Origin of the sequence: Lachnoanaerobaculum umeaense (assembly GCF_003589745.1) — a bacterium.
In the GTDB taxonomy this organism is placed as follows: Bacteria; Bacillota; Clostridia; order Lachnospirales; family Lachnospiraceae; genus Lachnoanaerobaculum; species Lachnoanaerobaculum umeaense.
Genome location: NZ_CP032364.1, coordinates 2,533,691 through 2,549,561, shown reverse-complemented (window position 1 = coordinate 2,549,561; position 15,871 = coordinate 2,533,691). Strand labels below are relative to the sequence as shown.

General features: G+C 34.1%; 14 protein-coding genes. 13 read left to right on the top strand and 1 reads right to left on the bottom strand.

The window, feature by feature from the left end; genetic code table 11:
* Positions 1–3: 3 nt before the first annotated feature.
* Entirely contained in the window at positions 4–840 is an 837-nt protein-coding gene (gene licT / locus D4A81_RS11940; RefSeq protein WP_111525828.1) for a BglG family transcription antiterminator LicT, read from the bottom strand.
* Between the two features lie 639 nt (positions 841–1,479).
* Between licT and D4A81_RS11935 the strand changes: the two genes are divergently transcribed.
* The 13 genes from D4A81_RS11935 to D4A81_RS11875 all read left to right on the top strand — a co-directional run bounded on the left by D4A81_RS11935 (position 1,480) and on the right by D4A81_RS11875 (position 15,865).
* Positions 1,480–1,752 carry a hypothetical protein gene (locus D4A81_RS11935; protein ID WP_242977760.1) on the top strand — a complete coding sequence of 91 codons (273 nt, stop codon included), beginning with the start codon at positions 1,480–1,482 and terminating at the stop codon, positions 1,750–1,752.
* Between the two features lie 23 nt (positions 1,753–1,775).
* On the top strand, positions 1,776–3,206 hold the full coding sequence (gene araA, locus D4A81_RS11930; protein WP_111525829.1) for an L-arabinose isomerase: 1,431 nt from the start codon (positions 1,776–1,778) through the stop codon (positions 3,204–3,206).
* A gap of 10 nt (positions 3,207–3,216) precedes the next feature.
* Positions 3,217–3,909: an L-ribulose-5-phosphate 4-epimerase gene (locus D4A81_RS11925; RefSeq protein ID WP_111525830.1), complete on the top strand. Its 693-nt coding sequence runs from the start codon at positions 3,217–3,219 to the stop codon at positions 3,907–3,909.
* Between the two features lie 9 nt (positions 3,910–3,918).
* On the top strand, positions 3,919–5,511 hold the full coding sequence (locus D4A81_RS11920; RefSeq protein WP_111525831.1) for a xylulokinase: 1,593 nt from the start codon (positions 3,919–3,921) through the stop codon (positions 5,509–5,511).
* Positions 5,501–6,598, top strand: coding sequence for a GntR family transcriptional regulator (locus D4A81_RS11915; RefSeq protein WP_242977761.1), 1,098 nt, complete (start codon positions 5,501–5,503; stop codon positions 6,596–6,598). The genes D4A81_RS11920 and D4A81_RS11915 overlap by 11 nt, the downstream gene beginning before the upstream one ends.
* 169 nt (positions 6,599–6,767) lie before the next feature.
* The gene (locus D4A81_RS11910; RefSeq protein ID WP_111525832.1) at positions 6,768–8,255 is read left to right on the top strand and encodes a histidine kinase; all 1,488 of its coding nucleotides are present in this window, start codon (positions 6,768–6,770) and stop codon (positions 8,253–8,255) included.
* 90 nt (positions 8,256–8,345) lie between these two features.
* Entirely contained in the window at positions 8,346–9,155 is an 810-nt protein-coding gene (locus D4A81_RS11905; RefSeq protein ID WP_111525833.1) for a response regulator, read from the top strand.
* 71 nt (positions 9,156–9,226) lie between these two features.
* Positions 9,227–10,756, top strand: a complete 1,530-nt coding sequence (locus tag D4A81_RS11900; RefSeq protein WP_111525834.1) for an ABC transporter ATP-binding protein — start codon at positions 9,227–9,229, stop codon at positions 10,754–10,756.
* A complete protein-coding gene (locus D4A81_RS11895; protein WP_111525835.1) occupies positions 10,749–11,816 on the top strand; it encodes an ABC transporter permease in 1,068 nt (355 codons plus the stop codon). The genes D4A81_RS11900 and D4A81_RS11895 overlap by 8 nt, the downstream gene beginning before the upstream one ends.
* Entirely contained in the window at positions 11,813–12,742 is a 930-nt protein-coding gene (locus D4A81_RS11890; RefSeq protein ID WP_009446225.1) for an ABC transporter permease, read from the top strand. Before D4A81_RS11895 ends, D4A81_RS11890 begins: the two co-directional genes overlap by 4 nt.
* A 31-nt stretch (positions 12,743–12,773) precedes the next feature.
* Positions 12,774–13,826: a BMP family protein gene (locus tag D4A81_RS11885; protein ID WP_111525836.1), complete on the top strand. Its 1,053-nt coding sequence runs from the start codon at positions 12,774–12,776 to the stop codon at positions 13,824–13,826.
* 16 nt (positions 13,827–13,842) lie between these two features.
* Positions 13,843–14,325, top strand: coding sequence for a nucleoside deaminase (locus D4A81_RS11880; protein ID WP_111525837.1), 483 nt, complete (start codon positions 13,843–13,845; stop codon positions 14,323–14,325).
* Positions 14,326–14,683: 358 nt separating this feature from the next.
* Positions 14,684–15,865 (top strand): ROK family transcriptional regulator, encoded by a 1,182-nt coding sequence (locus tag D4A81_RS11875; RefSeq protein WP_111525838.1) that lies wholly within the window; start codon positions 14,684–14,686, stop codon positions 15,863–15,865.
* The last annotated feature ends 6 nt before the right edge of the window (positions 15,866–15,871 follow it).

Sequence of the window (15,871 nt, the reverse complement as noted above, 5' to 3'; positions counted from 1 at the left end):
ATTTTACTCCTCTGCCATAGTTACTCTTTTTATGTGAATGGCTAAATAAGTCATTTCCATTCTCGTTATTTTTGAATGAGTTTCATTTTCAATATACCTAGCCACCTTTTTTCCACAGGCAAATTCTTTTGGATACTTTTCTTTCATCATATCCTCAAAAACAGTATCATCATCATGAAGCATTTCATGTTTATAAAGTCTTTGAATAAGAAACTTTACATGAGTTAAAAATCTTTCATAATGAATAGAATTCTCATTCAATTCAACATTCAATTCACTTTTTACAATGTCCATAATATCTCGCATAATATGAGGTAGGCTTAGAGTTTCCTTCATATGTGTACTGTATTGTGCATTTACAAAGTGAAGTGCAATAAAACCGGCTTCTGAATCCGGAAGAGAAAGTTCCATTCTATCCTGTATGAGCCTCAGTGTATGTAGTCCAATTGCATATTCTTGTGGATAAAATCTTTTGATCTCCCACATAAGAGCGTTTTCAGGGGTCATATCTTCTTTGAATCTTTCGATAGAAAAATTAATATGATCCACCAGAGTAATATAGATACTTTGACTTAGCTTTAATTTTTCAACATCTATTGCATAAGAAATAATATCATCTGTAAGTCTTACTATTTCGAGAGGAATGTCGGCGATCATATCCTGAAATTTGAGAAGTAATTCATTTTCTTTGATTTTAAAAATCTTCTCTATTTCTTTTTCAGATATGACATCACCTTTTTTTCTTCCAAAACCAATGCCCTTACCCATGGCAATGATCTCTCTATTTTTATGGTCATGGGTCAAGACAATGTTATTATTGATTATTTTTTCAATGATCATTACACCACCATAAAGTAATAAAAAAGACCAAATAAACCATATTGCTATAGTAAATTCGGTCTTGCCTGCGTATCAGTAACAATCCTAAAATATTAGAATTTATGTAAGTATTATTTCATATTTCTTAAGATAAATCAATTGACAAAATGTAGAAAATAAAAAGATAAAATTAGTAAAAATAAATAAAGCTTTTTCTTTTTTGTAAAGTACTTGTAGAAAGTGTTTTCATTTCTACTATTTGGATGCGCTAGAGTACAGGTATGAGGTAAAATATGAGTTCATATATTTGGGATTAGGTATAATACATTTAAAGTGCGGATTATAAGTTGTAGTATAATAAAAGTACAAATATTAGTGCAAGTGATATAATATTATAATATATTATATAAATAAAATATAAATACAAAATATATTAAGCATAATATATGCAATAGTTGTTAAATAATTATTTTAATAAGAAAATAGAATTAAAATATATACATTTTTAATACAACTTATATTAATAAAAAAGATGTATTATATTGTTAAAGAAAAGGAATTGTTCTAATATAAAAACATCATATAAAATATCGTATATTTGAGGAGGAACAAATTAAGAAGATATTTAAAAAGGTTGTAGCACTGGGGTTGGTAGCAGCTATGGCTATGCCATTAGTTGCATGTGGCAATAAGGGTGAAACCGGTAGTAGTGTAGATGGTGAAACAAAAGAGGTTAAGGCAATAGACAATAAGGTATATTTGGCACAGTTCTTTAGAGTAATAGATAAGGAAAAGAGCGCTGATATATACAAGTTGGCAACTGATTCACCATATTATATCGGAGCTGTACATGAGAATGAGCCTGAAAATGGTGAGAAACTTGTCAATATTTTGTGGCTGTATTTGCAGACAGAAAATCTATACAGGTTATAAAATAGATTTAGAAAAGGAGCAATATGAAAAAAGTATATTTTATAGTAGGAAGTCAGGATTTATATGGTAGAGAATGCCTTGATACTGTTGCAAAAGATAGTGCCAAGATGGCAGAATTTTTGAATGAAAAGCTTGCAAATGTGATAGATATAAAGCTGCTGCCAATTGTGGAAACTTCTGAAATCTGTATAGAAAATTTCAAGAAAGTTATGATAGATGAGGATTGTGTGGGAGTAATCACCTGGATGCATACATTTTCACCTGCTAAAATGTGGATAAAGGGACTGTCATTATTAAATAAGCCTTTATTACATCTACATACACAGTATAATGAGAAGTTGCCATATGACAGTATTGACATGGATTTTATGAATTTGAATCAGTCAGCACATGGTGACAGAGAGTATGGATTTATACTTGCAAGAATGGGTATAGTACATGAGGTTGTGGCAGGATACTATAAGCATAACAAAGTCATTTCACAAATAAAAAGATTCTTGGAAGTGGCAAAGGCTATTGATTTTTCAAGACATTTGAGGGTGGCAAGTTTTGGAAACAATATGCGTGAGGTTGCAGTTACTGATGGAGATAGAGTAGAGAGTCAAATAAAGTATGGCTGGGAGTGCAATTACTATGCACTGGGAGATTTGGTAAAGATAGTAGATGCCGTAAGTGATGCTGAGATAGATAAAAAGGTGGAAGAGTATCTGGAAAAGTATATTCTAAAAACCGATAATATTAAAGCGGTAAGGGAGCAGGCAAAGTATGAAGTAGGACTTGATAAGTTCCTTGAGGAAAATAGAATTGGAGCATTTACAGATACTTTCCAGGATTTACATGGTCTTAAGCAGCTACCGGGTATATCAGCACAAAATCTTATGGCAAGAGGTATAGGCTTTGCACCTGAAGGAGACTATAAAACGAGTGCATTTTCAGCTGTACTTATGAAGATGGCTGAGGGCAGAGATGGAGCAACCGGATTTATAGAGGATTATACATATGACTTAACGGAGAATGAGGAACTTGAACTTGCAAGTCATATGCTGGAAGTACCCACTTCATTTGCAGCAACAAAGCCTGAGATACAGGTATTACCACTTGGAATTGGTGGCAAGGATGATCCGGCAAGACTGGTTTTTGATGGGGTGACAGGAGACGGAATACAGGTTACAATGGTAGATATGGGTGATAGATTCAGAATCATTTGTGCAGATATTGAACTTGTTAAGCAGCCATATCCTATGCCAAAATTGCCGGTTGCAAGAATTATGTACAGACATAAGCCAAATTTTGAGATAGGAACTGCTGCATGGTGTTATGCGGGTGGTGCCCATCACTCTATTGTATCTACTGCACTTACCAGAGAAGATATTGCAATGTTTGCAAAATTGACAGGTAGTGAGCTTATTACAATAGGAGATGATACAAGGAGAGAGGATTTATCACGCCTGTAATAGGAGGGTTATGTTAGAAGAATTAAAAAAAGAGGTATATGAGGCAAATATGCTTTTGCCAAAATATGGTCTGGTGACATTTACATGGGGAAATGTATCGGGCATTGATGAAAGCAGAAAATACTTTGTAATAAAACCAAGTGGAATAGAGTATGACAAACTTACACCTGATGATATGGTAGTAATGGACCTTGCCGGAAATCGTGTAGAAGGAAAATATAATCCGTCATCCGATACAAAGACACACCTTATACTATATCAAAACTTTAAGGATATAGGTGGAGTTGTACATACTCATTCCCCATATGCAACAGGATTTGCACAGGCAGGAGTGGATATTGCCTGTATGGGTACTACACAATGTGACTATTTCTATGGGGATATTCCATGTATAAGACATCTCACAAAAGAAGAGCTGGATGAGGATTATGAGCTGAATACAGGCAAGGTAATAGTAGAAACCTTCAAAGAAAGAAATATTGATTATTTATATATACCGGGATGTATATGTCATAGCCATGGTCCTTTTGCATGGGGGAAGGATGCATATGCGGCAGTACATAATGCAGTGGTAATGGAAGAAGTTGCGAAAATAAATTTGTTTGCTTTAAGCATAAATCCGGATGCAGAGAAAGCACCGAAATATTTACAGGATAAGCATTTTTTGAGAAAGCATGGTAAGAATGCTTACTATGGTAACTAGGAGGTGAATATGGAAGCAAAAAAGGTAATAGAAAGTGGAGATATATTCTTAGGAATTGAGTTTGGATCTACAAGAATAAAAGCTGTTTTGACTGATGAAAATGGAGAGGTACTGGGAATAGGGATCCATGACTGGGAAAATAGCTTTACAGACGGTATTTGGACATATCCTCTTGATGAGATACTTTCAGGACTTTCAAGCTGTTATGCAAGTATAAAGTTCGATATAAAAGAAAAGTATGGAGTGACTATAAAGCAGATAAAACACATGGGTATTAGTGCTATGATGCATGGATACATGGCATTTGATAAGGATATGAATTTGCTTACTCCTTTTCAAACTTGGAGAAATTCAAATACTGAAGAAGCTGCAAAAAAGTTAAGTGAAAGCTTTAAGTTTAATATTCCGCTTAGATGGACAATAGCACATCTATATCAGAGAATACTTGATAAAGAAGAGCATGTAGAGAAGCTTAATTTTGTTACAACATTGTCATCATATATTCACTATATGCTTACAGGTGAAAAGAATATAGGTATAGGTGATGCTTCAGGTATATTCCCGATAGATTCTTCTACTATGGATTATGACGCATCAATGCTTAATATATTTGAAGAAAAGATTAAAAAGTACAAATTTCCATGGGAGATAAGAGAGATATTGCCAAAGGTAATGGTGGCAGGGCAGAGAGCCGGAGTACTCACAAAATTGGGTGCAAGCCTTTTAGATAAAGATGGAGACTTAAAAGAGGGCAGTATACTTTGCCCACCTGAGGGTGATGCAGGTACCGGAATGGTAGCAACCAACTCTATAAAAAAAGGCACAGGAAATATGTCTGCAGGCACAAGTATGTTTGCAATGCTTGTACTTGATAAGAAACTTAATGATTACTATGAGGAAATAGATATGGTGACTACGCCGGACGGATATCCGGTAGCTATGTCACATGCAAATAACGGGACAAGTGATTTGAATGCCTGGGTTGGCTTATTTAGAGAGTTTGCAAAGCTTTTTGGTATAAATATTTCAGATAGAGAATTGTTTGAAAAACTCTATACAAATTCATTAAATGGTAGTGTTGACTGTGGCAATCTGATGTCATTTGGATATCTTTCGGGAGAGGGTATCACGAAGCTAAATGAAGGAAGACCGATGTTTTTAAGAAGCCCTAAGAGTGAGTTCAATCTGGCAAATTTTATGAGAGCACATTTATACAGTTCACTTACAGCAGTTAAGGTGGGACTTGATATCTTAACAGAGAAAGAGAATGTAAAGATAAAGAAAATGATGGGGCATGGAGGACTGTTCAAAACTAAAGGAGTTGGACAAAGGTATCTTTCTGCCGCAATCAATGCTCCCGTAGAAGTGCTTGATACTGCAAGTGAAGGTGGTGCATGGGGAATAGCATTGCTGGCATTATATGTCAGTCAGGCGGATAAGTACAGCTTAGATGAGTTCCTATCTAAGAAGATTTTTGACAAAAATACAGGAAGTGAGATTATGGCTGATGAAATAGATGTGAAAGGATTTAAAACTTTTACACAGAGGTATCTAAAAGCCATAGATATTGAAAGGTTGAGTGTAGAAAAATTTGCTGAGTGATAAAAATGCCAATCTCAAATACATGAAGATATATAATTGGGGTAAGACTATTATTATAAGCGGTGTTTTAAAATATGGTGCCAAATTTCCAAGTGAAAATGTACTTACAAGAAAGTTTGGATTTTCGAGAGAAACCGTCAGGGGTGCTTTGGAATATCTTGAAGATGAAGGATTGATAGAGAGAGTACGAGGAAGTGGAACCTATGTTTCATATAAGATGGAGGAAACTTCAAAAAAGAAAGTTGGTTTGATTCTCAGCTATTTTTCAGACTACTTCTTTCCCAGATTATATGATGGTATAAAGTCTATTATGGATGAGGAAAATATACAGATTGAATTGGCTATCACAAAGAATAATTTAAATGAAGAAGCCAATTACCTTAAGAAGTTCTTGAATATGAATATATCAGGAATAATAGTAGAGGGTACAAAGTCTTCTTTTCCCAACCCTAATGTTAAGCTGTATGAAGGTTTAGCAAAGAGGAATATTCCTATTATATTTATTCACAATCATTATTCAAATATGGATTTTGACAGTATAGAGATGAGTGATGCAAAATGCAGTTATGAACTCACAAAACTATTGTTAGAAAATGGACATAGAAAAATCTGCGGTATTTTCAAATATGATGATATACAGGGAATAGAGAGATATCGAGGCTTTATGGAATGTATGACAGAGCATGATATTATTATAAATGATGATTATATCAGATGGTATTCGACTAAGGATTTTGATTTTAAATTTTCAAAGTCAAGTCTCAATTCATTTTATAAAAGAACAAAGAACTGTACTGCTATGATTGTATATAATGATGAGATTGCATACAAGTATGCCGAATTTCTTGGTACAAAATCGGAAAAGTTCTTGAAGAATTTTTCAATGGTGTCATTTGATGATGCGGTTTTGGGAGACAGGGATTTTAAGATAATTTCGGGTGTACACCCAAAAGAAAAGCTTGGGAGGATGGCCGCAAGAAATATAATAAGGATGCTAAAGGATAAAGATTGGATAAGCAATAATTATTCGTATAGATTTCCGGTATCTATCAGTGGAGGGAATTCAGTAAAAATAATAGAGGAATAAATAACTTTAAGAGAGGGACTGTCGCAATGCGATGGTCCTTTTTGTTTCTATAAACAAGCATTGGGGCGGGTTTATTTTATTTATGTAGACATCTTGAAGTGAAATCATATATTATACAACTTATAAATAATAAATATAAAGAAAATTTATCAAATTAAGTTGAGGAAAAATGAAAATAAGTATTATAAGAAAATCTGTTTTTATTGGAATATTGTGTTTGCTTTTGAGCCTTATACTAACCGTTTTATTTCAAATACAAATGACAAAAGAAAACAGACTAAAAATGGATAGGATATATCATAGTTTGGAGTCAGAAACTTATGAAACATTGCAGGTACAAATGGGAAAGTTGCGAGTTATGGAAGGTCATTTGATTGAAACCGGAGGAGGTTTTCAAAGCTTTGAACCTATTGCAGATAGAATGCTTAATGACGGGATTGTAAGAAGCTTTTTGTTTGCTCCTGACGGTATTGTTAAAGGAGTGTTTCCAATGTATGGGAATGAATCTGTATATGATTTGGATATGAATACTCCGGGGGCTGGAAACTTGGAGGCACAGAGTGCAGTTTCAAAGGGAACTTTACTATTGGCTGGTCCATTTGATTTAGTAGAAGGTGGTATAGGTATATGTGGAAGGATGCCAATATATCTTCTAGATGGTAGCGGTGAAAAAAAATACTGGGGTATTGTGGCTGTAACACTGAACTATCCGCAGATTTTTAAAAATAGTTCGATAGATTTGATTAATGATGAAGGCTTTGCATGTAGAATATGGAGAGTTAATCCGGATGATAACAGTAATCAGACAATACTTGAAACGAAAATAATGGTTAGGGGAAATTCAGAAAATGTACAATATAATGCAGATTTTTTTAATACAGAATGGAAATTTACATTGGAGCCACTTGTTCCTGTATATAAAAGGAAAAGTCTTTGGAGTAGTTTAGCAATAAGTATTTTGATTGGTTTGGTTACCGGATATGAGTTTTATAGAACAAAAAAGCTTAAAGAAATGCAGGATGAAGCCGCAAAACTTATAATAAAAAATTTGCAACAGAAATTAGAGCAGGAAGAGAGTAAGCAACTATTAACACAGATCAGGTCACATTTTTTTTATCATACACTTAATACTTTGCAAGGGCTTATTATTATGAAACCGGAAATGGCAGTTAAAATGGTAGAGGATTTTGCAAGATATTTGAGATTTAATGTTAATACAAGTGTAAATGCAGAAGAATTGGTACTTTTTAAGGAGGAAATCAGAGCTACAAGAGCATATGCAAAGATAAATGAGGCACAGCTTGAAGGAAGACTTAGAGTGGATTTTGATATTCCAGATGTTAATTTTATGATTCCGGCTTTAACAATAGAACCTATTGTTGAGAACGCTATTTTACATGGAATAAAACCTAAAGCAGAGGGAGGAAGCATAAGGGTTAGTCTAAATGATGATGAAAACTTTTGGTATGTAAAAGTAGAAGATGATGGTGTTGGATTTGATATAGAGGAGTTGAATAAAGCACATTCTATAGGACTGAAAAATGTAAAAAAAAGAATGTCACATTTTGAAGGCTGTGGTATGGATATGGAGAGTATCGTAGGTATAGGAACAAAAGTAATAATATATTTTTCTAAAAATGGATTGAAATACAAGTAATGAATATACGGAAGTCGAACGGTCATATTGTTATAATATCTTTAGAATTATGGTTGAACGGACTATTTGTATATTGTGAGGAGATGATAAATGAAAACGATCCTTGTGGATGATATGATTTTAGATTTGAAACTCTTTGAATTAAAATGTGCAGATTTGTCAGAGTTTGAAATTGTAGGGAAGTTTACTGATCCTGAAAAGGCTGTAGAATATGCCAAATCTAATGTGGTTGATTTTGCAGTTCTTGATATAGATATGCCTTGTATGAACGGAATGGAACTGGCACAACAATTGCGTGAAATACGTGGAGATATGATTATTGTATTTGCTACTGCCCATATGCAATATGCCGTAGATGCCATGAAGATGAAAGCGGATTATATAATTTTTAAGCCATTTGACAGGTATGATATTGAAGATGTTTTAGAGAGAGCAAAATTGCTTAAACAAAGGCAGAAAAAGAAGTACTACTTCCACACGTTTGGACTTTTTGATTTGAGAATTCACGGAGAACCGGTATATTTTAGATCAGGAAAGGCTAAGGAATTGCTGGCTCTTTGTGTATATAGAGAAGGACAGATTGTAACTATATATGAACTTGTTGAGAAGTTGTGGGGCGAGGAACAGGCTGATTATCCTGAAAAGACAGGATATAGGAGAGTTATTAAAGAATTAAGTGATACATTAAAATTGTATGGTGCAGAAGAAATTTTGATAAGAGAGAGGGGAAGTCTTAGAATAAAAAAGGATATTGTGGATTGCGATTACTATGAGGCATGCTCAGGTGATAGAGGTATGTGCCTATCTTTTCAAGGCGAGTTTATGAAACAGTATTCATGGGCAGAAGAAGCAGTATTTGGTTTATATGAAAAGAAAAGATTGATAATGGCAAGTATGTAGATAATAGCTTCATTAAAGTACTGATAGTGTAATATTTTAATATAAAAATGCCTAGAAGGAGGATCAATAAATTGAGTGTATTTTTACAAATGGAACATATAAGTAAGAGGTTTGGAAATTTTTATGCAAATAGAGATATATCTCTTACTGTAAATAAGGGTGAAGTGCTAACATTACTCGGAGAAAATGGTGCAGGTAAATCAACCTTGATGAATATTTTAATTGGACTTTATCAACCTACCGAGGGAAAGATTTTTATTAATGGAAATGAAGTGAAAATAGATTCTCCAAGTCAGGCAGTTAAACAAGGTATAGGAATGGTACATCAGCATTTTATGTTGGTGGAAGCTATGACGGTATTTGAAAATATTATACTCGGTGATAAGAACTCAAAAGGGATCTTCATAGATAAAGCGGCAAGAAAAAAGGAGATACTTGAGCTATCAATCAGGTATGGACTAAATGTACAATTAGATGCATTTGTAAAAGATATATCTGTAGGTGAACAGCAAAGAGTAGAGATATTAAAGGCTCTTTACCATGGAGCTAAGTTATTGATTTTAGATGAGCCAACAGCAACACTTACCGATATTGAGACTGAGGGACTGTTTAAAATTATAGAATCCTTGATAAATGAAGATAAAAGTGTTATCTTCATCAGTCATAAGATGAGAGAAGTATTAAGAATATCTACAAGAATTGCAATACTTCGGCTTGGGGAATTGGTTGGAACTTTAGATATAGATGGTGCAGATGGACAGTCACTTGCAAATCTTATGATTGGAAAAGAGCTTCATGAAACAAAGTATGACAAGAAGATTTCTGAAGGTGATGAGGTTCTCAAATTAAGTCATGTAAAGTATCATCCGAATATGAAGCACAATGGATTAAATGATGTAAGCATGACTATAAAGAGAGGAGAAATTGTAGGTATAGCCGGAGTGGATGGAAATGGACAAACACAGCTTGCCCAGATGGTCACCGGAGTCATAGCACCGGAGGAGGGTGATATTTATGTAGATAATAGTAAAGTTGGAAGGTATGATCCCGAGTACTTTATTTTACATGGTGTTGCACATGTGCCTGAGGATAGAAATCTTCAGGGACTTATAGGTGATATGTCAATAGCGGATAATCTCGTTTTAAAGAATATTGAATCTGAAAGATTTAGCAAAGGAAAGGGAGCTTTATTAAAGAAAAAGACAATAATTGATTATGGAGAGAGTGCAGCTAGAAAGTATGATATCCGTTGTACAAGTGTAGATCAGGACGTGAGGAGTTTGTCAGGTGGAAATCAGCAGAAGGTAATCCTTGCCAGAGAATTAGAGTCAAGTCCGGAAGTATTGGTAGTGGTTCATCCAACAAGAGGCTTGGATATAGGAGCAACAAATTTTGTACATGAGCGTATAATTGAAGCAAGGGATAATGGTGTTGGAATAATACTGATAAGTGCAGATCTGGATGAGATATTAAAAATGTCAGATCGTATTTTGGTTATGTTTGAAGGCCAGATTATGGGAGAATTTTCAGGAAATAATCCTTCAGTAGAGAAGATAAGCATGGCAATGACAGGAAACAATGAGGTGAATAATAATGAATAAAACGATGAAGATTATGGAAAAATTTATCATTCCACTTGTTTCGATTATTATAGCATTTATTGTCGGAATGATTATTATGCTTGCATTGGGAGTTAATCCGGTTTTGGCTTTGACAGCGTTATTTAAAGGAGCATTTGGAACAAGTGCAAGTATTGGAACTACTTTAAATAAATCAACACCCTTAATTTTTACATCTCTTTGTGCCTGCTTTGCATATAAATGTGGTGTTTATAATCTTGGTGGAGAAGGGCAGTTTTTATTTGGAGCAACAATTGCATTTTGTGCTGTACACTTAAGTGGAATACATGGAATACCAGGAATCATTTTAGCATTACTTATTGGAACTGTTGCCGGAGGAATATGGGGACTGCTTCCGGGAATATTTAAAATAACAAGAGGGCTTAATGAAATGATAATATCTATAATGCTCAACTATATTGCAACTCTTTTTATGGGAGTAATTTATACAAGTTGGATTAGAGATACAAATATGCCACAGACACCTTCTATCGACAATTCATTAATGTTATCAAAGGTGATACCAAGTATGAGATTTACATGGTCATTTGTAATTGCGATTGTAATAGGACTGGTTATGTACTATGGATTATATTGGACATCTAAGGGATTTAAGTTAAGAGCTGTAGGGCTTAATATGACAGCAGCCAAATTTAATGGCTTATCTGTAAAAAGATATATACTTTTTAGCTTTATCATATCAGGTGCTGTTGCAGGACTTGGTGGTAGTGCGGACTTGCTTGGAACTCAGTATCGTCTTATTAACGGATATGGTAGTGGATATGGTTTTGATGGAGTTGCCATAGCATTGATTGCACAATTACATCCAATAGCAGCTATTATAGTATCTATTTTCTTTGCAGCACTCCGAGTAGGATCTACATCTATGCAAGTGGCAACAGGAGTTCCAACAAGCGTATCGGATATTATGCAGGCACTTGTAATAGTGTTCTCTGTTGCAGGAATGGCTATGACGAAGCTTCCGGAATTTGAAATGTTTAGATTAAAATATTTAACAAAAAAAGTGGAGGGTAAAGCATGAATACAACATTAATTTTAAGTATTGTATCCGCATCTGTCAGGATGGCAGTTCCGTTATTGCTAATTGCACTGGCTGAGCTTTACTCAGAAAAAGCGGGTATGGTGAATATTGGCTTGGAAGGCCTGGCAGCAATTGGTGCACTTGTAGGTTTTATGGTTACTTATTATACCGGAAATACTTGGCTGGGAATATTGGGTGCAGCTGTTGCAGGTATATTGATAAATTTAATTTATGCTTTTTCAACCATATCACTTTGTGCTAATCATATTGTATATGGTATGGCTATGAATATTTTGGCACCTGCCCTTGCCTCATTTATATATAGAATTTCATTTGGTGTAGGAAATTCATTGACACAGATTGAACTTATGAAGCCCATAGAGATACCGATACTGAGTAAGATACCGTATATAGGTGAATTAGTTTTCCATCAGACACCTATGGTTTATTTGGCATTTTTAATGGTACCTTTAACAAGTGTTTTTTTTCAAAAGACAAAGATGGGACTTAATTATAAATCAGTAGGAGAATACCCTAAAGCTTCAGCAACATTGGGAATTAATGTTATAGGAATTAAATATATATCTTGTATTATATGCGGTGCTCTTGCAGCAATAGGAGGGGCGTACCTGACAACATGCTATTCTACAACTTATACAGAGGGGATAGTATCAGGTAGAGGATTTATTGCATTGGCTGCGGTTATATTTGGAAGATGGATGGGAACAGGAGTTATGTGGGCATGCTTGTTCTTTGGACTATGTGATGCAATTCAGATAAGATTACAAGTTAGTAGCATAGGATTACAATATCAGTTTTTCCAAATGATTCCATATATAGCAACAGTATCAGTATTGGCTATAATAGGTTCTAATAAAGCCGGACCAAAAGCGAATGGACTTCCTTATTGTAAGGAACAGAGATAAACAATAAATTATTTTAAAGGAGGATGTTTTTATGATGAAATTTAAGAAGGTAATATCTATGTTAATGGCTGCAACTATGATATTTACTCTTGGTGCATGTGGAGGAGGTGCAAAGACAAACGAGAGTGTTACTACAAGTGATACACAAAAAAGTGGGAAATATAAGGTGGCATTTATTTTAAACTGTAGCATTAATGATGGAGGATGGGGTACCGCATGTTACAGTGAGTTGGTTTCAGCTTGTGAAAAAAATTCAGATTGGACAATGGAGTATACAGATAATTTGTCACAAGATGGATATTATGATGCAATGGTTGCATACTGTAATGCCGGATTTAATTTAATATATGCTCCGGGTGGTGAATATACAGATGCTGTGTTACAGGTGGCTAATGAATATCCCGACATTGCTTTTGCCATATTAAACGGAGACACAGATGTGCCTGAAAAAGCAACCAATAAAAATGTAACATCACTTCTTCCTAATGCACAACAAATTGGTTGGATAGCAGGTGCATTGGCAGGACTTATGTCTGAAACAGGCAACATAGCGTTTATAGGTGGGATGGAGCTGACAACAACTGTGGCAAAGTATAAAGGATATGCGGAAGCAGCAAAGTATGTTGCCGAAAAAGATGGAAAGAGTATCAATGTTTTGGATGCCGTTTATGCAAACTCCTTTGATGATTCTTCAAAAGGAATAGAATTTGCAAATGCAATGATGGAGCAGAATGCAGATGTATTTTTCGGAGATGCTTCAGCAGTTGACTCAGGTGCAAGACAGGCTATTGATGAACATAATTCAGCAAAAGGCAAAGTTGAAGTATATGACATAGGACAACCGGCTGATATTTTAGGTCAAAATGAATGTGTGATAGGATCACAGATCACAGATAATTCTTCACTTATAGAATTAAGCTTTAAGGCCATTGAAGAAGGAAAATTTGGAGGTGAAGTATTGTATGGTGATTTACAAAATGGTGTTTTATCAGTAGGAAAACTTAGTGATTTGGTTCCGGCTGAAAAGCAAAGCCTGTACAATGAATATATTGAACAGATGAAAGCTGATAAATTTATGAAGTAATAATAAAGGGGAAAATATGGAGTATCAAAAGCACGAATATTACTTGAGAAGATGTATTGAGGTTTCAAAAAATGCAAGAAAAAATGGAAATACGCCGTTTGGAGCTATATTGGTTGATGAGCAAGGAAATATTCTTTTAGAGCAGGAGAATGTAGAAATTACTGAAGGAATATGTACGGGACATGCCGAAACAACATTGGCTGCTAAAGCGTCTCATTTATATAGTAAGGATTTTCTTTGGAAATGCACTTTGTATACGACTGCTGAACCATGCTCTATGTGTACCGGTGCAATATACTGGGCAAATATAGGAAGAGTAGTATTTGGGATGACTGAAAGAAAGCTTTTAGAACTCACAGGTAGTAATGAGAAAAACCCAACTTTTGATATGCCATGTAGAAAAATACTTGCAGCAGGTCAAAAGAAGATTGAAGTTATAGGTCCAATTTCGGATGTTGAGGAAGAAGCAGCAAAGGTACATGAGGGATATTGGGATTAGAAAATTGTAGAAAATAGAAAAGTATTTGTGGGATGATGTATTTATCACATTTCTATTTTTCATTTGTTTGGACGAGCTGGAATTTGGCTCGTCCTTTTTATAAAATTATTAATGTAATATCTCAATTGGAATAATTAGAACATAATATATAAAAATATCTATTTAAAATATATTAAAGATTCACAAAATAAATAAATTATAAAAGAACAATATGTAATATAATATAATAAAACTCATATATTCAACCAAAGATACAATTTATAAACAAAGTATATTGAAATACAGAAAAATATATAATATACTACATTTAATAAGTACGGCGAACGAACTAAATCCACCGTGAATTATAGGGGGAGTAATGACACATCAACAAGTTATAAAGAATAAAAACAAGAAGAATTTATACAATATAATATCTAACAATGAGGGAATATCTAGAGCAAGACTTGCAAGTAAAACCAAACTTAGTAAATCGACTGTATCATTGTTGGTAGATGAATTGATAAATGAAAAAATGCTTGTAGACATTGGTACAGTAGAGAGTGGAATGCAAGGACGTAGACCTAATGGACTAGTGGTAAACAAAGATAGATTTATATTAGTAGTTAATATAATGAAAAAAAGTGTAGAAATAGATTTGGTAACGCTGTCGTATGAGGTGCGAGAAAACTATAACTATGCATATAAAGGGAAAATATATGTAAAGTATTTATCGGATATTATAAAAGAAAGTTTGAACAAGTACTCATCAGAAATATTAGGTGTATGTATAGTATTACCGGCAATAATAGATAATACTAATAGGAATATAATCACTATGGTTCTGGATATGGAAAAGAATGATACATTTATAGATGATTTAAGAGATAATATTCCACAACAATATGGACTAGCCTTTTTTAATGATACTACGAGTTTAGCATATGCAGAAAATACTTTTGGCTGTGTGGAGAGTGCAAACTATGCATATATAAATATAAATGAAGGTGTAGGAGCAAGTTTTATACATGATTCAAAAATACTTAGAGGAACTACGGGATTAGCTATGCAGTTGGGGCATATGTCAATTAAAAAGGACGGAGCACTATGCAGTTGTGGGAATAGGGGGTGCTTAGAAAATTATATAGGAGAGTTATCTCTTAGAAATAGAGCTATTGAGTATGGTCTTATAGATAAAGATTTTGATATTGATTTCTTGTTTAGGGATCTTGAAGAGCTGTCGTCTAAGGGGAATGAAAAAGCAGATGCTTTAATATATGAATTAGCAGATGAGTTGAGTGATGCTTTAGGGAAAATTATTGTGATTTTAAATCCGGAAATAATTGTAATAGGAGGAATTGGTAGGAAACTGGGAGAGAAGTATTTGAGTAGGATACAGACAAATATAAAAATTAATGGGTTTACACAGTTTTGTAAGAATATAAACATAAAGTATACAAAACTGAAAGATTCGGCAATATTTATAGGAGCCGCAAAGTATTATATTGATAAGCATTTTGATTTTAGCAGGAATGCAGAGGGAGATTTGTTTTTGAGTTAGGAAAAA